Genomic DNA, 22,581 nt, shown 5'->3' on the forward strand with positions numbered 1-22,581 from the left:
ACAGGGGTAAAATAAATATTAAACGCAATTTTGTGATTTTAACCCTTTAAAATATTGATAATTAAATGAAAAAACTATTTTTGTGCATCATAAAATTGAGAACAATTAACTACCAGCATTATGAGCAAATCTAAATTAGAGTATCTATGGTTGGATGGGTATGAACCAACAGCCAATATTAGAAGTAAGACTAGAATTGAGGAAGATTTTAGCGGTAAATTGGAAGACTGCCCGATGTGGTCCTTCGACGGTTCTTCTACTAAACAAGCTGAAGGTGGTTCCTCTGACTGCCTATTGAAACCTGTTGCCATTTATCCCGACCCAGCTCGAAGAAATGGCTACTTGGTGATGACCGAGGTATTGAACCCCGATGGAACTCCGCACGTGAGCAATTCCAGAGCCACTATTGATGATGACAATGATGATTTCTGGTTTGGATTTGAGCAGGAGTACTTTATTATGGATACGGCCACCCAACTGCCGCTTGGCTTCCCTGTAGGTGGTTATCCTGGACCACAAGGTCTATATTATTGCTCTGTTGGTGGTAGAAACACTTGGGGCAGAGACCTTGTTGAAGAGCATGCCGACCTATGTTTGGATGCAGGCCTTCAGTTTGAAGGAATCAATCAAGAGGTTGCTGCTGGACAGTGGGAATTCCAATTGTTCGCCAAAGGTGCCAAGAAAGCCGGTGATGAGATTTGGGTAGCACGATACTTGCTACAGCGATTGACCGAGAGCTATGGTTACTATATTGAGTACCATCCAAAACCCATCAAAGGTGACTGGAACGGTTCCGGTATGCACGCCAACTTCTCGAACACCTTGTTGAGAACTTGTGGGTCGAAAGAAGTATACGAAAAGGTATGTGAGGCTTTCCGTCCGGTAACCGCAGAGCACATTGCCGTTTATGGTGAGTACAACGATGAGCGATTGACCGGTAAGCACGAGACTGCCTCCATTAGCGATTTTAGCTATGGAGTTTCCGATAGAGGTGCTTCTATCCGAATTCCAATTTTGACCGTAGAGAAAGGATGGAAAGGATGGTTGGAAGACCGAAGACCAGCTTCCAACGCTGACCCATACAAAGTAGCGGCCGTTATTGTGAAAACAGTAAAATCCGCCAACGTATAAACGGATAATAGATTAGTTGTTGATTATAGGTGAAAACCGTCCCGAACTTTTTTGGGGCGGTTTTTATGTTATGGTAAAGTATACAAATGCGGTATAAAAGGCCGCAAGGACCAGACCGTCCCTCCACCCCAATCGTAATCCTTTGGGGAAGAACACCAAGGGCAAAATAAGGAAGGATATGCCCAACATCCAAAATATGTCGTTGGACAACAATCCTTGGTCCACCACGGTTATAGGCGTGATGATAGAAGTGATTCCCAACACCGCCAACAGATTAAAGATATTGGAACCGATCAAGTTGCCAACAGAAATGGCCTTCTCCTTTTTGATAACCGCAATTACGGATGCCGCCAACTCTGGTATACTGGTCCCTACCGATACAACGGTTATCCCGATTACCCGGTCACTCACTCCAAAGGACGAAGCCAGTCCAACAGCTCCATCGATAAGTAATTCGGAACCGCCCCAAAGGGCAGCACCGCCCAGTCCCAAGAACAAGACTGTTTTGTAGAGGGGCAGAGGTACATCGTCCTCGGGCGCATCATCCACCACGGCTGTTTTTTGAAAACGAAGCAGATACACTAAAAACACAAATAATGAGGACACCAGCACTATGCCCTCGGTTTGTCCCAATTGCCCATCAAAATAAATAAAACCAAAAAAGAGCAAGGAGGCCACCATCATCACCGGCCAGTCGGTGGTATAAAAACTTTTGCGCACCTCAATATTGCGCAAGATTACCGTAACGGCCAACACCAGTCCCAAATTGGCAATGTTGGAACCCACCACATTGCCCAAGGCAATATCGGGAAAGCCATCCAATGCGGACTTTATACTTACAATAAGTTCTGGTGCCGAGGTTGCGAAAGAAACCACCGTCATCCCTATCACAATTTTAGGAATATTCAACTTAAGCGATAATGCCACCGCTGACTTCAACAGCCAATTTCCTCCCGCAATCAAAAGGGCCAGACCCAAAAGTATAAACAACAGATTTCTCAAAAGCCTAAATTTTAGAACAAATATAAGCGTTGGGAAATTGATGCAGTACAGCAAGTTTATAAATAAAACTACAAAAATAGTTAACAAACTATAAAAATAGTTGTTTAACTATTTTATTAGTATTATGTTTGGTGCAGTTAAAGATTAGATCATGCAAAAATTGACCAATAAAGAAGAGGAAGTCATGAAAATCCTCTGGGAGCTCGAAAAGGCTTTTGTAAAGGAAATCCTGGAAAAAATCGAAGGGGAAAAGCCGCACTACAACACTTTATCCACCATAGTTCGGAATCTCCAGGAAAAAGGATATGTGGACCATGAAGCCTTTGGCAACACCCATCGCTATTTCCCCGTGATCAGCAAGGAACAGTACCGCAAAAAATTTGTGAATGCTGCCATTGCCGATTATTATAATGATTCCTTTAAAAGTTTGGTCTCACATTTTGCACAGGAAGAAAAAATATCCATTTCTGAACTCAAGGAAATTATCGAACTCATAGAAAGGAAGAAATAATGGAACCACTATATATGTATATTTTACAGTCTGTCCTTATATCCGGAGGTTTTTTGGCGGTATACCATATCTTCTTAAAAAGGGACACCCTTTTTACCGAAAACAGATTGTTTCTCTTATCTGGTCTGATTCTGGCCCTTGTGTTCCCGTTAATCAAGATAAAAAAGACCGTGGTCATTGCGAAACCTGCGCTGATTCAGGCAAGTGCGGCCAGTGGAGAGATGTCAACAACTCTTCAGGAAAATGGATTTTTTACGCTTCAAAATGGACTCGTTACCATCTACATAGCCGTGAGCGCTTTTTTATTGATACGGTTCATACTTAGATTGATTTCATTGAAAAATTTGGCCGAAAAAGCAGAGTGGAGAAAGGAAACCCCATTTTTGCACCTGGTCACGGAAAAGAAGATTACCCCGTTTTCCTTTTTCAACTACATTTTTTATAATCCTCGACTTTTTGAACCCAACGAATTGCTTTCAGTCCTCGAACATGAAAAGGCGCATGCCCGGCAATGGCACACCTTGGACATCCTATTCTTGGAACTGCTGAAAATCGTGTTTTGGTTCAACCCGGTCTTATGGCTATACAAAAGTGCGGTAAAGGAAAACCTCGAATACTTGGCGGACCATTTTGCCATAGCACGGGCTGCGGACAAAAAATCCTACCAATACCTGATGCTTAAACAGGCAGTTAATACACCAAAATATGCCTTAACCAATTCATTTTATAATTCATTAATCAAAAAACGAATAGTCATGTTAAATCAAAATCAATCCAAAAAAATCAATGCCCTTAAAATTCTGGTGATGCTACCCCTGTTGGGACTGTTCTTGGCAAGTTTCAGTATCAAGGAAACTTATATTTATAAGGAATCCGACAGTATAGAGGATGTAATGGTGGAAGAATCCCCCATTGATGACAAAACCGTGGAGCTTAGCATAAATAAAAACACCACGGATGCCGAATTGGACCAAATGAAGAAAGATTTGGCCGAAGATGATATCGACTTCAGCTACACCACGGTTCGGAATGATGATAGGGAAATCATTGAAATTTCGCTACAACTGAGTGGCAAGAGTTCAGATGGTAAATCGTTCAGCGGTAATTACAACAGCAATTCGGACGGTCCCATTGGTCCCATCACCGTGTTGTACGACGATACGAACAATGCGGTTTCCTTTTGGAATGCAGGCAAGGGCCAAAACGTCAAAATACATAAAATTAAAGGCAAAGGCTCTTGGACTACCGATGATGATACGGAAATCATCATAAAAGAAGGTGATGCAGAGAAAGAGGTCATCATTAATGGAAAGCGATTGACGGAAGAAGAAATGGAGGAAATCGATTTAGATAACGTTGCTTCCATTTTTGTAACAAAGGACAAGGAAGATAAGGACGTCAACTATGTGACCATCAAAAAAGTGGGAGAAGAGAAACACAAGAATGTGGTGATGATCCGAACGGATGATGAAAAAAAGATCCATGTAAAAAGAGACAAAAATGTGGTGGTCATTAAAGATTCTGTGAGCGATGAAGAAAATGAGGTTATCATTGGCGATGAAGACTCCCGTTTCTTTTACATCAAAGATGATGGAAAAAGAAAACCTCTCTATTATATCGACGGTAAAAAGTCGGAATCAAAAGACTTTAAAAATATGTCCCCGGACGAGATTGAGAGCATTAGTGTGCTTAAAGGGGACACCGCGGTGGAGAAGTATGGAAAAAAGGCCAAAAATGGCGTTATCGAGGTAACTACCAAAAAAGGCAATTGATCAAAAAACCAATGGTTTTTGAGTAGTCAGTGGAACCGTCTTTCGAGGCGGTTCTTTTTTTGCCCCAAAACGAAAACCGAAAAAACAGCCCTTTTTTAAACGAAAGCTCCCTAGTTTTTTAATTTCACCCCAAAAAAGCCCCTACAATTCTAACATTTTTCATATCAAAATAATATTTATGATTACAAAATATAACTTTTTTCAAGGAAACATGTTTCACATGAAGGAGCAATGCGTTTTTAAAAATACAATCTCGTATGCAAATACATTGTTTTTAGGCCAAATGCTTGGAAGCATGACATTTATCATTATATATTCGGGGACATAACAGAAAAATAGTAGTTTTTTCAACCTTAAAAATCAATCAAAAAATGATAGCAATTGTAAAAGTATTCATCACACTTCTTGTGCAACTCTTAACGGTTATCTTCATTTAACCGTTAGGGTTGCCACATTGCTATTGACCTCCATTGCTTGTAATAGGCTTTGTGTATATTTGTACAGAGCAACACAACAATATGTTTTACAAGATTTTGGCAAAACTGAACAAGGCACTGTTGCCCTCTTATAGTAAAAGGGGGTTGGACTTGGTCAAAGCATCCAAATTACAGATGGCCATTATTGGTTGGAGATACTATATCACCACCAGGGCACTCGATCAATACTGAAGCAGGGCTGCTTTTTGATAATCCTTTATTTTTTCAAATCCGTTCAAAAAGGTAAGTTCAATTAAAAAATTGCATTGGACGACCTCTCCTCCCAGTTTTTCTACCAATCGGCAAACGGCCTGGGCCGTGCCTCCCGTAGCCAGAACATCGTCGTGTACCAGCACCTTATCCCCTACCTCAATGGCATCGGAGTGGATTTCGAGGGTGCCTGTCCCATACTCCAATTCATAGGTCTCGGAGATGGTGGTATAGGGCAATTTGCCTGATTTACGAACCGTAACAAAGCCCGCACCCAATTTTTCGGCCATCATGGGCGCAAATATGAATCCGCGGCTATCCACACCCACCACTTTATCAATTTTCATATGGTTGGTAAAACCGACTAGGGCGTCGGCCGCTTTTTGCAGTGCTGTGGCATTTTTCAAAAGCGGAGTGATATCCTTAAAAACGACCCCGGGCTTGGGAAAATCCTTGATATCACGAATGTAGGGTGCAAAATCCATTTTTTGTTCGCTAGGGTTTTGAGGTAAAGTTAAAAAGAAATATATTTGCAGCCCTTAAATAAGGCCGCGTGGCGCAACTGAATAGCGCATCTGATTACGGCTCAGAAGGTTGCAGGTTTGAATCCTGCCGCGGTCACGAATAAATCGAAAAGCAAGCAAAATCATAAAGCTTGCTTTTTTGATTTTGAGGGTTTTTGATTTTCAGCGCGTAGCGCTAAGGACGTGGAACAATCCTGCCGCGGTCACGAATAAATAGTCAAATAAGGAAAAACGCCAAGCTTGCTTGAGCGTTTTTTTGTTTGGACTATTTTCAAAGCGGAGCTTTGTTAGGAAAGGCGAAGCAAATCCTGCCGCGGTCACTGGGCAGCAATGCCAAAACAACGAAAGTTGCAAATCATAGGGGTACCCTCCAAAATATGGGAAATTGGACTTAATACTTTCTTTTATCTCATTGTAACTAAAATTAGACTCTTCATCCTATTCCTTTACTTCAACTTAAATCTGTGCTCCAAAAAATTGAGAATTTATACTGACTAACAACTTTATAAGATCACTATTTATCCGTTAGGTCTACGCGGAAATCAAGCACAAACAAACCGATTTGGGCCATCAATATTTAAAAATGCCCATTTTAATACATGTATAACATTTTGCGGTAATACCACTTAAAAAAATTGTAGATAGCCAATAATTAATGTGAAAATTAAAAACAATGTTTAACTTGCCCATCTGCCAAAGTTGGCAGATTATATAACCTGAAGGTTGGCGACAATTCGAGACCGCTTTAATCATCTCGGCGGTCCAAATTAATGAGCACTACACAGTCCATAGCAGTCCTGCCTTTTGTCAATATGAGCAATGATATTGACAATGAGTACTTCTGCGATGGAATCACAGAGGAAATTATAAATGCACTGACAAAAATCGACCAGCTTAAAGTTATTGCAAGAACTTCTTCCTTTGCCTTTAAGGGAAAAAACATCGATGTTAGGGAAGTTGGCAAACAACTGGGCGTGCATACGATTCTTGAAGGAAGTATTAAAAAGTCCCAAGAAAGAGTCAGAATCACGGCACAATTAATTGATGTAGCGGACGGAACGCATTATTGGTCGAAAAGGTTCGATAGGGAATTGATCGACATTTTCGAACTAGAAGATGAAATCAGTCTGGGCATTGCTGAAGAAGTCCGCAACAACTTTGGGCATTTTGAAATTCAGGAGCGGTTGATCCAAGAACCTACCAACAGCATTGATGCCTACCAACTGTTTTTAAAAGGCCGTTCCCTACAATTAAAATGGACACCTCAAAGTATCAACGAAGCGATATCTTATTACGACCAAGCCATTGCTTTGGATAAAAATTACGCCAAGGCGTACTATGCAAACCTACAATGCTATGGCCTACTGGCCATGTGGGGTTATATTCCATATCAAAAAGGGATAGACCTGGCGATAAGCAATTTATTGATAGCCAAGGAACTGGATGCCTCGTTACCTGAATATCCATTGTCATTTGTTGGCAAATTCTTTTGGGAAGAATGGGATTTTAAAAATGCCTATGTCCATATCAATAAGGTACTGGAAATCAATCCGAATCATATCGATGGTTTGGAAGCCATGGCAGAACTGTTTATGGCACTTGGTTTTTTTGACCAAGCACTGGTACACGCAAACAAGCTATTGGAAGTAGACCCCCTTTCGGCAAACAACCATTATACCTTGGCCCATATACACTATTACCAAAATGAATTTGAGAAGGCATTGGAAGTGGTCAATTACGCGCTTACCCTGAATCCCGAACTAGAATTAGCGCATCATTTAAAATGCTTTTGTCTCATATGGCTCAATAAAGGAGCCGAATTCCTCGAATTTACCCGAAATACATCATTAGTCGAAGAAAAAAAGCTTTTGTTTAAAATCATAAATGAAAAGCACACGGAAGTTCCCCATGAGATGATTGAACAATGGGCACGACTTGGAAACGACCAAACGATGCTGGTTCCATATGATCTGTTTATTTTAAGCAGTTCAGACCTCAAAGAACAGGCCTTCCAACGCTTAAGGGAATTGATAGACCAAAGACGCGGCCAGGTCATTAATTATAGGCAAGAGCCATTTTTGCAACCATTGCAAAGAATAAGGGCTTTTAAAGACCTACATCATTCCAGTTTATGCCTTTCGGATATTAAACTCGAAAAGGATGAAGGAGAGAAATCAACTTCAGCGGTTTTGGATAATGGTCAAATAGCCTCCTTAAAAGAAGAACTCCTTTCCTATTTTATCGAAGAAGAGCCCTATTTAAACCAAAATTTGAGTTTAAAATTTGTGGCGGAGGTCTTGGGATTAAACACCAATAAAATGTCCTTTCTGATCAACAAAGCCTTTGATACCAATTTTAATGACTTTGTGAATTCCTACCGCTTAAAGCATTTTAAAACCATAGCGCTGAATCCTAAAAATGCGCACCTTACCATTCTTGGGTTGGCCTATGATAGTGGTTTTAATTCCAAGAGCGTGTTCAACACCTACTTTAAAAAAACAGAAGGAGCAACACCCAGAACTTGGATGAAATCCAATCTATCCTAAACTCCCTTAGTTCGTTTCAGATTATAATTTAGAACGATTGACTAATCAATCCGGTTAATCTTTGCACCAAAATCAATAATCAAAAAACGAACAGTCATGAACGCATCAATCAAACAACGTTACAATTCAATCTCAAAACTCCCATTACTGCTATTGCTTACCATAGCTATGCTAGTATCGTCCTGTTCCAATGATGATGATACAAGTTTACCTTCTACAGACTACAAAAGCGTTAAAAACTTATTGACCGAAGGCGATTTTCAAGGGTATGCCATTGTTACGAAAAACGGAAATGACTTGGTGCGCCAAGGTTTTGGCTTGGCAAATCAAAGTACGGACCTACCACAAAACCAAGAGCTCGCCTATCGCATCGGTTCGGTCAGCAAGACATTGACCGCAGCGGCCATAGTGGGATTAAAGCGGGATGGTCTTATTACTGGTTTTGACCAGACCTTGGACGAGTTTGACCCTGAATTTCCAAACGGGGACCAGATTACCATTGGGCACCTATTATCGCACCAATCCGGGATTCCTGAGTACCAATTAGTGGCGGAACAAGCTTTTGAAGAAGGTTTGGTTTTGGATCGAATGAATATCTATGCTCTCATTAAGGAACTCATTTTAGTAAACGGACTCAGCTTTACACCAGGCTCAAATAAGCACTATTGCAATTCCAACTATCTTATTGCCGCTCTTTTGGTGGAGCAATTGTCCGGCATTTCGTACCATCAATACATCCAGCAGCATATTTTTAATCCGTTAGGCATTGCAAATTCATACAAAGGCACCGATGAAATTGATACCAACACCCACGCACAAGGGTATCTAAATGGAAGTCACAACAGCACATATCCAATGGCCCTTGCATTTGGCGCCGGTGATTTTAGCAGTACACCAAAGGATATGGAAACCTGGACCAAAGCAGTAAAAAAAGATTGGTTTACCGAAGCTGAAAAAGCAGAAATATTTGCCCAAGATGTACCGAGTGGCTATGTAGATTTTGGTATGGGATGGTTTACGACCCAAGCGGGAAACACAACAATGTACTGGCATGGTGGTGATATTAACGGCTATTGGAGTATGATCGGTTTTATACCGGCATACGATGCAACCATTGTACTCTTGAGCAATCAGCAAGATGATACAGGAGAACAACGCAATACCATTATCCAACACTTGTTAGCCAACGAGTTTAATTGAAATAACTTAAAAACGAATTGGCTATGAAACATACCAATGTATTACTTGCGGGTGCAACGGGTTATTTGGGCAGATATTTGTTGGAGGTTTTGATCGAAAAAGAAAATCAGGTCGTTGCCATTGCGCGCAATCCGGAAAAAATAAAAGCCTTCAATGAAAACTATTTAGAAATCAAACAGGCCGAGGTGACAAATCCGAAAAGCTTGCGGGACATATGTAAAGGAATCGATACCGTTATATCCACGGTTGGCATAACTCGACAGAAAGATGGACTCACTTATATGGATGTGGATTATCAGGCGAATATGAATCTACTTGAAGAAGCCAAAAAAGCTGGGGTCAATCACTTTGTTTATGTTTCTGCGGTCGATGGCGACACATACAGAAATTTGAAGATCTTTGAGGCCAAAGAGAAGTTTGTTGATGCTTTACGTTCCTCCGGAATAAACTACACGATTGTTAGGCCCAATGGTTTTTTCTCGGATATGAAGGACTTTTTACAAATGGCCAAATCGGGTCGTGTGTATGTGTTCGGTTCCGGCCATCAAAGATTCAACCCTATTCATGGTGAAGATCTAGCCAGAGCCATTGTTGATACTTTAACTGATTATAATAAAGAAATGACCCTTGGAGGCCCTGATGTGCTGAGTCTCAACGAAATTGGAAAACTTGCATTCACCGCTTTGAACAAACCTATAAGAATTGTTCATTTACCTGATTGGTCCCGAAAACTGACCCTATGGGTATTCAGAACATTCACCAGCGTCAAAACCTATGGCCCCATCGAGTTCTTTTTAACTTTAATGGCAAAGGACCATATCACACCAACTTATGGGGAAAATCGCTTAAAAGAGTATTACATAATAGAAGCTAAAAAACTGCAAACTTAACTAAGAACGACCATGAGAACTTGGGAAAAAGGGATGTTAATTATTGTATTGGGTTACTGCGTTATGCATTTATCCATTCTTCTGCAAATAGTACCTCATGATATTGTATGGGGCGGTAAAATCGATTCCATCGAAAAACTTTACCTATTGGAAGGAATTGCATTGGTTACAATGCTATTTCTAGGGATGGTCCTAGCTATGAAAATCAAGATTATAAAACCTATTTTTACAGCTATGGCGATAAAAAGGATATTCATGGTATTTGCGGTCTTTTTTGCCTTGAATACCCTTGGCAACCTTCTAGCAGAAACCATGATAGAGAAGTCTCAGGCGATAATCACCTTGTTTTTTGCTATTACACTATTTAAATCATCACAACAAATCAAATCCTAATGAACATTCCAGATCCAAATACCGTTTTTCCGTTGTCCAATTACAAAAACCTTTGCTTTCTAAAAAACCTGGTCAACAATCCCAACATTATTGTAGGGGACTATACTTATTATGATGATTTTGATGATGTTTCCAACTTTGAGAAAAACGTGAAGTACCATTTTGATTTTATTGGGGACAAGTTGATTATCGGCAAGTTCTGCATGATTGCATCGGGCGCCACTTTCATAATGAACGGTGGAAACCATTTAACAGAAGCAACATCAGCATATCCGTTTGCCATTTTTGGAGGGGCCTGGCAAGATGCCATGAAAGGGAAAAGCTACCCGACCAAAGGTGACACGGTCATCGGGAATGACGTATGGATAGGTCATGACGCAACCATAATGCCAGGGGTTCAGATAGGTCATGGGGCCATCATTGCCACCAAGGCGGTGGTGACCAAGAATGTGGAACCCTATACCATAGTTGGTGGAAATCCAGCGAAAGAAATAAAAAAGCGTTTTTCCGAGGATAGCATTGCAAGATTATTGGAAATGAAATGGTGGGATTGGGACTTGGAAAAAATCACCCAGAATGTAGCTAAGCTGACCTCCAATCCAGAAGAGTTGTTTTAGGGATAAAAATCGGTTGGAAAAATAGCTTACTACTCCGGAAAAGGCTTAACGTTAAAATGTTGAGCCTTTTTTATTTCCCATTCATTGGCTCTGTGAGATCAAAAAGAAATAAGGCGCTCCCCTAGCCTAAAGAACAAAAAGGTTTCAAATCATAATTCAGTACGACCAGCCTTTCCTTTCCACATTTCTTTGCATCATCAAATTAAGTTATTCATACATCAAAAAACGAACAATCAAACAACTATCAAAAATGAAAAAACTAGCAATCATCGGATTAACACTTTGTACCCTTGCCTCTTTCGCACAGGACAACAATGATTCATTGACAAACAATGGCTCAAAATTCAAGTATCGGATCAGTTTCCCCGCCATTATTTTGGCCAATATTGGTGAAGGAGGCGAACGGACGAATACACAGCACATTGAGCTCCATGTAAAGCAAGAATTGGATTCCAAGAATATAATAGGTGTGAAATTTGCAACCTGGAGACTATTTCAACCCATGGGTATCCAATGGTGGGATGGCCTTTTGGACAAAATAGATTCTGAAACGGAGTTCTATCCCGGTTATCTTAGGGAAACAGGAATTGGCGTATCTTACCAACGTATGCTTTGGAAAGGATTGTTTGCCTCCGTGGAGGTCTTGCCACAATACAAAACGTATTTGGACTTGGACAACAAAAAAATAGCAAATGGATTTAAGCTCTATACCTCCTATCATCTTGGATATCACTTTGCCTTTGGGAAAAAGAAACGAATCTTTGTTGAACCACAAATTCATTGTCAAAATTGGATGATCGACACCAATACCCCTGATGAATTCAAACGGTTGGACAACAAATGGAAAAACTATTTCCTTTTTGAACCCAACCTATATGTGGGCATTAAATTTTAAAATCACCCTACGTTATAAAACCATATCATGAGAGATTGTTTACACTTTCTAACTGTTATTTTTATCGCAGTAAACGGCTATGGACAACAACATTTGGATACGGTCATCAAACGATTGTTTGATGACCAAATGGAAAAAACGGAAGTCAAAAATGCTTTCTTGCAGGTGTACTCCAAATCTAAAGGTATCAATATTCAATTTGCCGATAGCGATGATTGTACGGAAGATGCTCCAACGATGGAAAATCCCATTTATACAGCCAGTATCACCAAGATGTTTACGGCCACTGCCATAGGCATCCTAAAGGATAACGGGAAATTAAATTTTGAGGACCAGATATACCAGCACCTTCCAGAGCAATTGATGAAGAACCTGCATGTGCTAGAAGGCGAAGAATATTCCAAGGACATTACCATTTCCCATTTATTACAGCACACTTCAGGCTTGCCAGACTATTTTACGGGTACCACCGTTGATGGTAGTCCAAATATAATCAATCAGCTACTGGTGGATACGGACAAATCTTGGTCCCCTCAAGAAATGATTGCCTTTAGCAAAGAGAAAATGGAGCCCCATTTTGTACCGGGTCAAGGGTACCACTATACCGATACGGAGTATGTGCTTTTGGCCTTGATCATTGAAAATGTGAGCGGCACCACTTTAGATCAGTTCTTTCAACAGTACATTTTTGAACCTTTGGGTATGGATGCGTCCTATATCAATTTAAAATCGACCCCAATAAAAAAGCAATTACCAATGGCCAAGTTTTATGCTGGTGATATTGCGTTATCGTCCATCCAAAGTCTGAGTGCCGACTGGGGCGGTGGTGGTTTGGTATCCACAACACAAGATCTTGTGCAATTTCTAGTAGCCTTCCAAGAAGATAAAATCGTAAAAAAAGAAACCCGTTTGACAATGCAACATTGGACGCATGAAACCAAAGGAATGGAATATGGTTTTGGGATACGAAAAGTATCTTTTAATAATCTTTTTGATACGGATACACACCTAGAGGTTATCGGGCACACCGGCAGTACAGCATCCTTTTTATGGTACTGTTCACAATTGGATACGTATATTGCAGGTACTTTAAATCAATTGGAAGCTTCCAAAAGCACATTGAACTGGGTATATGAGATTCTTTCATTGATCGATCAACACTAATCAGATGAATGTCGCCCAAAAAGTACTGATCTATTTTTTTATGTATGTCCTGGCATCGCTGTCCAATACATTATTTGCCCAATCAAAGGTAGATATTGACTGGAAAAAGGACCTTTCAATATATAAGTCTTCGTTGGAAGAAAGACATATTAACCTGTACCATTCGATTACGGAAGAAGAATTCGCAAAGGATTGGAACCGTATATATGATAGTGTAGCAGTCTTGAATGATTTCGATATCACGGTAAGATTGATGCGTTTAACACGTCGTATAAATGATGGCCATACGGCTGTATCCTCAAGGAATGTCCCCTTACATCGATTTCCTTTCGAAGCGGAATATATTGACAATCATTGGAGGGTGGTCAAAGCCAGTAAAGCGCATGAGGACCTATTGAAGTTTACCTTGGCAGGGATTGATGGTGTTCCCATAGAAAAGATTGCGAGCAAAGTCGCCAAGACAGCACAATTTGTGGAAAACGAATACTCACAAGTCATAAGAACAGGAAGTTATATGAATATCAGTGAGTTGCTCTTCGCACTTGGCATTATCCAAAACCAGCAAAAGGCAGTCTTCACATTTGTAGACCCAAATAATAAGGAAGTAAAATTAACCTTGGAAGCTTTAGATGAAGCGGTTTACAACAAAACAACGGATTTTGTTCATGTAAGCGGTGGAGTGCCAGAAATCACAAAACCAAAAAACGCCAAATTTCCCTATTTATGGTACGTGCCCATTGAAGGCACCAAGGCGGTCTATATCAATTTTGAAAGCTATCCAACCTTTGAGGAAATGCAAGGCTTTGGGGAAGAACTGGTGGGCTATATTTCGGCGAACCAGATAAAACAAGTGGTGATAGATATGCGCCACAATGGTGGCGGCGACCTGTATGTCGGGGTGGTTTTGGCCTATGCCCTGAACCTCGCGGATTCCATAGACTGGGAAAACGGGGTGTTTGTATTGACAAGTAACCGAACTTTTTCTGCAGGAACGAGCAATGCGGCTCTGTTCAAACAATTATTGAATGCAAAAATTGTGGGCCAGCCTACAGGTTCCAATCCAAATGGATACCAAGACATGGACAGTTTTATGCTTCCTGGCTCCAAATTGACCATCACCTATTCGAAAAGGCTTTTTCGTTTATCAAATCAAGAAAACACCGCTCTACAACCAGATATAATTATCAATCAACAAGAGCAACATTTCTTGGAGGGAACCGATACGGTTTTAAAACAATTGATTGAACGGTTGTAACGGCATGGCAAACGGTATTTGCACCAAGTGAAACCATCATACAACCGATCTTGGTCAACTGCTTTTTTCTTCAAACATCAGGTCATTTGCATTTTGTAATAAAGATTATTTCTTTAAATTCAATGAATCCGAATATGGAAGTCATTGATTTATAAAGAATCACATCATCAAATTCTCAAGAATATATCCAGGTATATTGACGCTAAGGACGTGGAACCATCCTGCCGCGGTCACGAATATAGGTTCAGTCCCATCTGCTAATAGGTCAGCGTATTATACCCTCTTGCCTGCAACTGTAACATTCGAATGGAAGCTGTTTCCACGGGAATCAGGCCCGGAATAAGTTCGTCCGCGCTAACACCCAATTTCGACATAGCGACGCTACATACGCTTACCCGCACCTTATCCTTATACTTTTGATACAAGGACTCCAGTTCAGAACCTTTCTTCAGCTGCAAGACGACCTTGCCCTTTACAACAATTTCATATTCGGTAATGGTCACACCGTTTGCTTTCAATGTATCGTACATAGACAAAACACCCCTAAAATGTCGCTCTTCGCTTAAAACAAAAGCATATTGGGTTGTTTTTTGAAGGTCGGATACCACCTCGGCACTCAATTGTTGCTGACCGGACACTTGATTCGTGGAAAAAACCAACATCAAAAGGAAAAATGAACAATGGCGTAAGTACTTCATCGGATGATATATGAATTTAGGTTATTGGCTGTCATCTTGCACCAGAATGGTCTCATACACCGAAATCGGCTTTCCGTAGCTGGTGAATCCATCCAAAACTACGTCAAATTCCCCAGAAAGGTCCGAAGTGTAGAACTCAAACTGTACATCTGCATCAGTAAGCTCTACCTGCGGCTCCCATAAGAGAATCCGTCTGTAGTCGGGGATATGATTTTGGTCGCTTCCTTCGACGCCGTAGCGTTGTTCAAAATAATTTTTTTGCGGCCGGGCCTTTTTTATGGGCACATTGATCCCATATTCTGGGGTGTACTCTTCAAAATAATTGCCCGCGATGGTCTTGACCGACATAATCCCTTGGTAATCCTTGCCCGCCATCACAAACTGATCGGGAACGGTACTGATGGATTCAATTTTACGGGCATCAAAGTTCTTTATCTTTTCATGGTCGGGAATATATACCCCATCGATCAGCACAATGGCCGGGTAACTATTGGCCTCCTCGGTATACTTCTCAAAATCCTGTGCAATCCGGATATAATCACTGCCACTACTACTGTTCCTGTAGCCTGCTAAATTAAAGACTTCCACCAAGGTTTCCTGAAAGGTGGGGAAACGCGTGTAATCGTCCAAATAAATGGTATTGGGTATTCCCCCATCAAAAGGGTCTACAGGGTCTCCCAAAAGAACGGAATCCGGTTTTGCAGAAAAGAACTGGTTTTCCAGTTGATTGTAAATACTGCGCTTTTTTATCGCTTCAATAGCACTGGATGGTAAGCGAAAATCACCAAATACAAGTCCCGAAGCATCCAGATTCGGCAAGGTACCGAAGGATACCCGAACATCCTGCGTATGATCGGTGGGCTGGATAATGGCCCTATCTTGCTTATAGTCCTTTCTCAGATAGGTGTAAAAGTTCCCCTGTGCATCGGTGGTGGCGAATTTGAGCAAGAAACCCTCACCCGGCACGGAAACCACTATTTTGGTATCGGGCAATGGGTTCCCCTGTGGGTCGGTCACCTTGCCGAACAAGAGTTCCCCGCGCTGCTCGGGCAGAAAAAGGCTGTCACCCACCTTCTTGTCCAGCTCGCCCTTCACATCAAAATAGGAACGGGCATAGGAAATGGCGTTTTCGGCAGGTTTTGTTTTGATTTCGTCCTTTTTTTGGATCTTTAAGGTATACGTTCCATGACCCAGCTTGGCCTTGTAGTTCACCAACTGTAAACTGACCTTTGTTCGGGTGCCCACCCTTTTTTCTGACAGTTTTATCTGCACCATGGAGGAATCCACAGGTCGTGTTGTTTCAATAACCCCCCTTTCCTCTTCCAAGGAAGTGGACATCAGTTGTGACTGGTCCTGTTGGTAGGGGTTGATGATGACCAGATCATCCTTGAAGACCTGTTCCAATCCGTTGTTCTTCATCCATTGGGTATACCCTAACAGTTTATAGTTTCCCGAAGGAACGTCGGTGTTGACAAAAAAGTCGCCGTGGGACAGGCCATTCTGCAACCGCACCTTTTGTTCCAGCACGTATTCCCCCTGCTGGTTGACCAAGGCCACGTAGCCTGTAAAGCTGATATCACTGGCCCGGTTGTTCTGCGCATTAAAACAATAAAAGGCATAATGTACATACTCTCCCGTAAACACGATGGGGCCCGTATGGTGCAGATAGACCTTTTCCTGCGGCAGACTTTTGAGATTCTTTAATTCTTCCACACTGCCTATTACATATTGTGCCTTGACTTGAAAGGCCAAGGATGCGATAACCCAAAAAAGTATCCATTGTGTTTTCATAAACTGCTTTTTAATCCACCCAGAAATCGGGTTTTACATTGGATCCCACCACATTGCAATCCCCGCATATGGTTGGAACCACCAAATATGGACCTTCGCATTCACCTGGAGGGTTGCTATTTGCTTCATAATACTCTACCAGACCAAGTTGAACACCTTCAATCAATGGTCTCGCACAACCTCCAAATGGTGGTGGTGGTCCGTCCCTTTCAGGGTTACCAAGAATTGGGGCAACCGAATTTTCACAATTGATATCACCGAAATACGGGGGAAGTGGTTCATCTGGAAACAAATCTTCAAAGTTGAAATATAGCCGTTGACTTACCGCTGTGCTAACTTCAAAAAAACCAATAACCTCTGTATCACCATTGGCACTATACACATTTCCTTCCAAACTACCTGGCTGTACCTGACTAAAAAGGGATTCACTTTGTGAAAATGCAACTAACCTCTCATAAAAATCAAAAGCTTGTCTGGAAACTCCCCTTTGTTTGACAAGAATACTATATCGATGGGATATGATTGGATTGTCAACACCAATAAAGCGGACCATGGTCCTTTCCGCTCTATTTCCATTGAACCTATTGGCGTTCAGCAAAACCTCTCCAGCCGAGAGATCGGTCCTGTAACACACTTGCTCTTCCCGAGCACGGGGCACCAATCGCACGTCAGGATATAAAATCTCTTGTACATTACCGTCATCATCAAAAATAAACTCCGTTTCATCCCTAATAATCTCAAATTCGAATGGTGTCCAATAAGGCGCTATAATCTTATAGGTTTCTTCGTAGGCAAAGCGGAACAGCTTGTCGCTATCGGAAGGGAAATTAGAATCCACAAAAATACCGACGCCTTCGAGTCCAGAGTCGCTGACCATTCGCTCGGCATACAAGTTTTCTATTGTAGATGTCCTAGGAAGTACCACAGCATCGGACACGTATTCTTCCCCGTTAGAAGTGGACACGAACAATTGGTAGGAAACATTGGGCATTGCCGCGAACGACACCAAGGATTCGTAGGTGCCGTCTTCGGTTTCTTCAAAGCCGTAAACCGCACCATTGCCTGCACGAATTTCAACGGTAGCATTACTTTCAAATTCAGGACCAAGACCGCGCGGTATTATAATTGGCGCGTTTACGTTAAAAAGTCGTTCTTCTTCCACATTAACCGTACTATCGCTTATCACTCGTTGCATCCGGCTCAAGAAAATCCGTTGTGTTCCTTCTATGTCAGTAATGTTGGCTTCCACCACTAATGCACCAAATAAACTCGTATCGGAACGAATTTCAGAAGCTACATCAAAAGGTTCCACGCAAGCAACCACCAAAGAACTTAAAGCAACAGCAAATATGTGAGCCTTATTGTTCATCCTTCAATCCAAAAATCGGGTTCAACATTACTGCCCAACAGTGTGCAGTCACCGCATATCCTTGGCACCACTACATAATCGCTGGGACAGGACGCTAGGGGCACTAAGGCTTGATCATAGGTTGAAAAATAACTAATGGTTCCCAAATCCACTCTTTCTATAATGGAAAGCGGACATGGATTGGGCCCTGGATTTTGGCTACAATAGGAAGGATGTGACTCCGGTGGGGATTGATAAACACAATTGAACGGAAATTCCGGAAGCTCATCGTTTGGGAAAAAATCTTCAAAATTAAAGAACAACCGCTGGTTCGATACCCCAACGGCACTTACATAGCCCAAGACATTCTCGGTGGTCCCGTCCTTTCGGAACACATTGGCATAAATGGCCCCGGGCTGTACCTGGGAAAATATATTTTCCGATTGTGAAAAATTGTTCAGATTGGAGTATAAGGAAAAGGCATCGGCAGATTGTACCTGCTGCTGCACCAGAATACTGTAACGTTCCGAAATAATGAAATTATCCTTCCCGATAAAACGGACCATATGTTTGGATATATCACCTCCTGGATTGCCAGCAGTACTCAACTGTATAATGGTATTGGACGCAACGGTATTGTAGCACACCCTATTTTCCACTTCTTTGGGTACGACGGACAGATTATAAGTGGGACTCGGCAATGCACACGGGTCATAATCCGTCAACCTGAACTCGTTAGCCGACCAAAGTGGTGATACGATTTTATAGGTTTCCTCATAAGCGTACCTGTAAAACTGGGTATCGCCTTCTCGGGGTTCACTGTCCACATAAATGGCAATGCCCTCTTCCCCGTTGTCATTGGTGGCCCTTTCCGCATATAGATTGGTCAATTCTGACCTCCCTGGAACCGTAATAGGGTCCGATGCATACTCGTTTCCATTTCGGGTTATAATTTCTAAGGTATAATTGGTCCCCAATTGCAGCGCAAAAGCTTGGTCGGACTGGTACAGGCCCGCTTCACTCTCAAAAAAATCATATTCCGTTCCATCATCGCCGAAAAGGCGTACCGTGGCCCCGCTTTCCGCATCCACAGAATCTCTGGGGCCCCTGCCAAGAGGAACATTCGGGTTGTAAATCGTATCCGTCTCCAAATCCAAGCGTTGGCTGCTCCTGCTCAGAAATACTTTTTGGTTGATGACCTCATCGGTAAGAACAGCCTCTATAACCAGAGGAGGTGCCTCCTCATCATTGCCCAAGGACTCGATCTCCAATTCGTCCACACAGGCACCCAAAAGCAGCAAAGGAACCCAGCTCAACATGATTCGATATATGATCTTAGCGCGATTCATCAAAACTTGAAATTATAGGTTATGGAGGGAATGGGCATTGCAAAAATGGAGCTTTGCAGGGCCTTTACCTCCCCGTTTTCGGTCACAAAGAATACCGAATACGGATTGTTCCGGCCCAAAACGTTGTATACCTGTATGGTGATGAAACTGTGGGCCAGCTTGTTCTTTTTATGGTTGCCCTCTATATTGATGCCCAGGTCCAAACGGTAGTAATCGGGTATCCTGAAGGCATTCCGATCGCTGAAAGCCACAAAGTCCGCATTGTTGAACCTAAAGGTTCCCACCGGAAAGGTCACCGGACGCCCGGTCTGATAGGCAAAGTTCATCGAAACGCTGTACCTCCGGGTAAACTTATAGTTGGCGATGACGCTCAGGTCGTGGGGCTTGTCAAAATTGGACGGGAAAAACTCCCCATCATTGATGCGCTCCTCCGGGGTACTGCCATCGAACCGATATTTGGAACGGGAGTAGGTATAGCTGAGCCACCCATTGAAATCACCTCGGTTCTTCCGCAACAGGAATTCTACACCGTAGGCTTTCCCCTGGCCTTGGAGCACCTCGGTCTCCACATTCTCGTTCAGCAAAAGGTCGGCTCCCGTTTTAAAGTCCAGCACATCCTCCATACGCTTGTAGTATCCCTCCAAGCTGAGTTCGTACATATTGTCGTTGAAGTTCTTGAAGAATCCCAAGGTGGCCTGATATCCCCTTTGGGGCGCTATGTTCAGGTCCGATAGTTTCCAGGTATCGATGGGCGAAACCGTGGTATTGTTGGAGAGCGTGTGTATAAACTGATAGGAATTGTTGAAACTCGTCTTCACCGAAAAATCGTCGGTGATCAAATACCGTGCGGAAAACCGTGCCTCTGGGCCGCCATAGGTTTCGATAAATTCTCCGGAGCCATAGGATATGGTGTCCTGTACGGTCGACCGGTTTCTTGGGGCGCCATCCTGATAGGTGTTTTGCGTTCCTTCGCCCAGTGCGGCGTAAAAGGCATAGCGTACCCCGACGTTGAACAGCAACCTTTCCGATGCCCGGAACTCGTCCCCAATAAAGAGTGCGCCCTCCAAGGCCTGCTCTCTGTCTATGGAAACAGGGGCGATATTGGAATTCTCCCCTGTTGGCCTTACATCGCCCGGCAGTGAGGAATAAAATTTTGCTGAAAGGCCGTAATCCAAGGTATGGGCATTGTTCAATCGGGTGTTCAGTTTGTACTTGAGCTCGGATTCGTTGATGGTATAGTCCAGCTCAAAGTTGCCGTTCCCTTCGCCTTCGTAGTCGATCCCAAAATTATAGCTGCTAAAGCTTCCCGTCAGCACCCCGGTGGTGTTCTGGTTGAGCTTGTGCGCCCAGCGGAGCGAGCCCAATCGGTTACTATAATTGTACAGGGAATCGGAAGTGATGCTGAAATTGTCCCGGCTGTAGTAGGCTGTCCCCCTGATCTCGCTGTTCTCGTTAAACTTATGGTGGTATTTAACGATACCGTCAAAGAACGAAGCTTCGCTGTTACTCAGGGACTCTTCGTCCAAGGACCTCAATATCCAATCGGCATACACGCCCCTGCCTCCTATCACGAGGGAAGAGACGTCCTTTTTTAATGGGATTTCCAGGGCCAGGTTTCCGGTCACGGGCCCAATGGAGCCCTCCCCTGATATTTTTTCGGTGTTCCCGTTCTTGGTCTCGATGTCCAGCACGGAGGAAAGCCTTCCCCCGAACTCCATGGGCGCGGCGCCCTTGTAGATGTTCACCTTTTCGGTGGTGAACGGATTGAGTGCCTGGAAAATGCCAAAAAAATGGGTGGGATTGTACAGCACCGCATCGTCCAGCAGCACCAGGTTCTGATCGGTCTTGCCCCCTCTTACGTTCAGGCCCGTGGCCCCCTCGCCGGCCGATGATATGCCGGGAAGTGCCTTGGCCACTTCCAGAATGTTTCTTTCCCCGAGCACCAAAGGAATGTCCTTGGCTTCTTCGGAGTTGATTTCCTCGCTGCCCGAAATGGCATCCTCCACGTTGCTCACCGCATCGGCCTCTACCACCACCTCTTCCAACTGTTCCAAACTTTCCTGTAGCACAAAATCCAAGGTGCCATCGTTGTACATGATCACCTCGCGCTCCGAATCCTGGATTCCCATGGCACTGGTAGAGACCAAATTGTATCCTGCGGGAAGTTCCAGTTCATAGGCCCCACGTTCATCGGTCACGGCCACACGTCCGCCGCTCCTTATGGCAAGGTCCGGAATGGGCGCACCATTTTCCGCATTGAGCACACGGCCCGATAAGCTGTAGCTCGACCTCAGGTCCTGTTCGTCAGCACGTCCCACACGGGCAACGGGCAATTGTTGTTGCCGTTGTACAACTTCATCCTGAAAAAAGGTCGGGGGCGGAAGGTTGCCCCGGGTCTCGGCGGTCTGGGACTGTAAAATGGTATCGCTCTGTTGATAGAAACTAATGGGCAGTTCATCATAAATGATGGTATTTTGCAACAGGAACACCCGTTTTTCTTCTTCCAAGATGTAATAGTTCAATGAGGTATCGGATAAAAGGGTGTCCAAAATCTCGGATAGGGAAGCGTTGGGTATATTTTCCGGCAGTTCCAACCCATCGATCCAATCTTGGAGATAGAAAAAGGTATATCCTGATTTTTCCTGTAATTCTTGGAAGAACTCCTGAGGGTTTTGGGTTTCCTGCGAAACACTGATCTCCGTGTTTTGGGAAAACATCAATTGTGCCATCAAGAAAATGGCAAACCAACTTCCCTTTTTAAAAAAAGAGTACAATTTGATACGAAGTCCCAAAGAATTATCGAATTAGC

General features: G+C 42.9%; 19 protein-coding genes and 1 tRNA gene. 13 read left to right on the forward strand and 7 right to left on the reverse strand.

All coding sequences use genetic code 11. The features are described 5' to 3' along the window. Positions 1-120 precede the first annotated feature (120 nt). Positions 121-1,131, forward strand: coding sequence for a glutamine synthetase beta-grasp domain-containing protein (locus ABNE31_RS15800; RefSeq protein WP_179384278.1), 1,011 nt, complete (start codon positions 121-123; stop codon positions 1,129-1,131). A 63-nt stretch (positions 1,132-1,194) separates the two neighbouring features. Here ABNE31_RS15800 and ABNE31_RS15805 read toward each other — a convergent pair whose 3' ends face one another. Next, positions 1,195-2,133: a calcium/sodium antiporter gene (locus tag ABNE31_RS15805; RefSeq protein ID WP_349351820.1), complete on the reverse strand. Its 939-nt coding sequence runs from the start codon at positions 2,131-2,133 to the stop codon at positions 1,195-1,197. 151 nt (positions 2,134-2,284) lie between these two features. On the opposite strand from ABNE31_RS15805, the gene ABNE31_RS15810 reads away from it, so the two are divergent. The 3 genes from ABNE31_RS15810 (at position 2,285) to ABNE31_RS15820 (ending at position 5,084) form a co-directional block, all read left to right on the forward strand. Continuing rightward, the gene (locus ABNE31_RS15810) at positions 2,285-2,644 is read left to right on the forward strand and encodes a BlaI/MecI/CopY family transcriptional regulator (RefSeq protein ID WP_349351821.1); all 360 of its coding nucleotides are present in this window, start codon (positions 2,285-2,287) and stop codon (positions 2,642-2,644) included. Between the two features lie 14 nt (positions 2,645-2,658). After that, positions 2,659-4,416: a M56 family metallopeptidase gene (locus tag ABNE31_RS15815; RefSeq protein WP_349351822.1), complete on the forward strand. Its 1,758-nt coding sequence runs from the start codon at positions 2,659-2,661 to the stop codon at positions 4,414-4,416. Positions 4,417-4,934: 518 nt separating this feature from the next. After that, a complete protein-coding gene (locus ABNE31_RS15820; RefSeq protein ID WP_349351823.1) occupies positions 4,935-5,084 on the forward strand; it encodes an SsrA-binding protein in 150 nt (49 codons plus the stop codon). Here the strand turns inward: ABNE31_RS15820 and ABNE31_RS15825 are convergent. Next, positions 5,075-5,587 carry an adenine phosphoribosyltransferase gene (locus ABNE31_RS15825; RefSeq protein WP_179384283.1) on the reverse strand — a complete coding sequence of 171 codons (513 nt, stop codon included), beginning with the start codon at positions 5,585-5,587 and terminating at the stop codon, positions 5,075-5,077. The genes ABNE31_RS15820 and ABNE31_RS15825 overlap by 10 nt on opposite strands. Positions 5,588-5,649: 62 nt before the next feature. On the opposite strand from ABNE31_RS15825, the gene ABNE31_RS15830 reads away from it, so the two are divergent. The 9 genes from ABNE31_RS15830 to ABNE31_RS15870 all read left to right on the forward strand — a co-directional run bounded on the left by ABNE31_RS15830 (position 5,650) and on the right by ABNE31_RS15870 (position 14,586). After that, positions 5,650-5,723, forward strand: a tRNA-Arg gene (locus ABNE31_RS15830). A 673-nt stretch (positions 5,724-6,396) separates the two neighbouring features. Continuing rightward, positions 6,397-8,172, forward strand: coding sequence for a helix-turn-helix domain-containing protein (locus ABNE31_RS15835; protein ID WP_349351824.1), 1,776 nt, complete (start codon positions 6,397-6,399; stop codon positions 8,170-8,172). A gap of 96 nt (positions 8,173-8,268) precedes the next feature. Further along, positions 8,269-9,372, forward strand: coding sequence for a serine hydrolase domain-containing protein (locus ABNE31_RS15840; protein ID WP_349351825.1), 1,104 nt, complete (start codon positions 8,269-8,271; stop codon positions 9,370-9,372). A 23-nt stretch (positions 9,373-9,395) separates the two neighbouring features. Continuing rightward, positions 9,396-10,262, forward strand: coding sequence for an SDR family oxidoreductase (locus tag ABNE31_RS15845; RefSeq protein ID WP_349351826.1), 867 nt, complete (start codon positions 9,396-9,398; stop codon positions 10,260-10,262). 12 nt (positions 10,263-10,274) lie between these two features. Further along, positions 10,275-10,655, forward strand: a complete 381-nt coding sequence (locus tag ABNE31_RS15850) for a hypothetical protein (RefSeq protein ID WP_349351827.1) — start codon at positions 10,275-10,277, stop codon at positions 10,653-10,655. Continuing rightward, positions 10,655-11,272: a CatB-related O-acetyltransferase gene (locus tag ABNE31_RS15855; protein WP_349351828.1), complete on the forward strand. Its 618-nt coding sequence runs from the start codon at positions 10,655-10,657 to the stop codon at positions 11,270-11,272. Before ABNE31_RS15850 ends, ABNE31_RS15855 begins: the two co-directional genes overlap by 1 nt. 250 nt (positions 11,273-11,522) lie before the next feature. After that, positions 11,523-12,167 carry a hypothetical protein gene (locus ABNE31_RS15860; RefSeq protein ID WP_293284386.1) on the forward strand — a complete coding sequence of 215 codons (645 nt, stop codon included), beginning with the start codon at positions 11,523-11,525 and terminating at the stop codon, positions 12,165-12,167. Between the two features lie 27 nt (positions 12,168-12,194). After that, entirely contained in the window at positions 12,195-13,331 is a 1,137-nt protein-coding gene (locus ABNE31_RS15865) for a serine hydrolase domain-containing protein (RefSeq protein ID WP_349351829.1), read from the forward strand. 4 nt (positions 13,332-13,335) lie between these two features. Then, positions 13,336-14,586, forward strand: coding sequence for a hypothetical protein (locus tag ABNE31_RS15870; protein ID WP_349351830.1), 1,251 nt, complete (start codon positions 13,336-13,338; stop codon positions 14,584-14,586). A gap of 257 nt (positions 14,587-14,843) precedes the next feature. Here ABNE31_RS15870 and ABNE31_RS15875 read toward each other — a convergent pair whose 3' ends face one another. The 5 genes from ABNE31_RS15875 to ABNE31_RS15895 are packed head-to-tail and all read right to left on the reverse strand — an operon-like array spanning position 14,844 to position 22,564. Further along, complete coding sequence (locus ABNE31_RS15875; protein WP_349351831.1) at positions 14,844-15,284, reverse strand: DsrE family protein; 441 nt, start codon at positions 15,282-15,284, stop codon at positions 14,844-14,846. Between the two features lie 21 nt (positions 15,285-15,305). Continuing rightward, on the reverse strand, positions 15,306-17,075 hold the full coding sequence (locus ABNE31_RS15880; RefSeq protein ID WP_349351832.1) for an Ig-like domain-containing protein: 1,770 nt from the start codon (positions 17,073-17,075) through the stop codon (positions 15,306-15,308). Between the two features lie 10 nt (positions 17,076-17,085). Continuing rightward, entirely contained in the window at positions 17,086-18,444 is a 1,359-nt protein-coding gene (locus ABNE31_RS15885; RefSeq protein WP_349351833.1) for a DUF4249 domain-containing protein, read from the reverse strand. Further along, on the reverse strand, positions 18,441-19,772 hold the full coding sequence (locus ABNE31_RS15890; RefSeq protein WP_349351834.1) for a DUF4249 domain-containing protein: 1,332 nt from the start codon (positions 19,770-19,772) through the stop codon (positions 18,441-18,443). The genes ABNE31_RS15885 and ABNE31_RS15890 overlap by 4 nt, the downstream gene beginning before the upstream one ends. Continuing rightward, the gene (locus ABNE31_RS15895) at positions 19,772-22,564 is read right to left on the reverse strand and encodes a TonB-dependent receptor (RefSeq protein ID WP_349351835.1); all 2,793 of its coding nucleotides are present in this window, start codon (positions 22,562-22,564) and stop codon (positions 19,772-19,774) included. Before ABNE31_RS15895 ends, ABNE31_RS15890 begins: the two co-directional genes overlap by 1 nt. Positions 22,565-22,581 lie beyond the last annotated feature (17 nt).

This window comes from Flagellimonas sp. MMG031, from assembly GCF_040112705.1.
Classification (GTDB): domain Bacteria; phylum Bacteroidota; class Bacteroidia; order Flavobacteriales; family Flavobacteriaceae; genus Flagellimonas.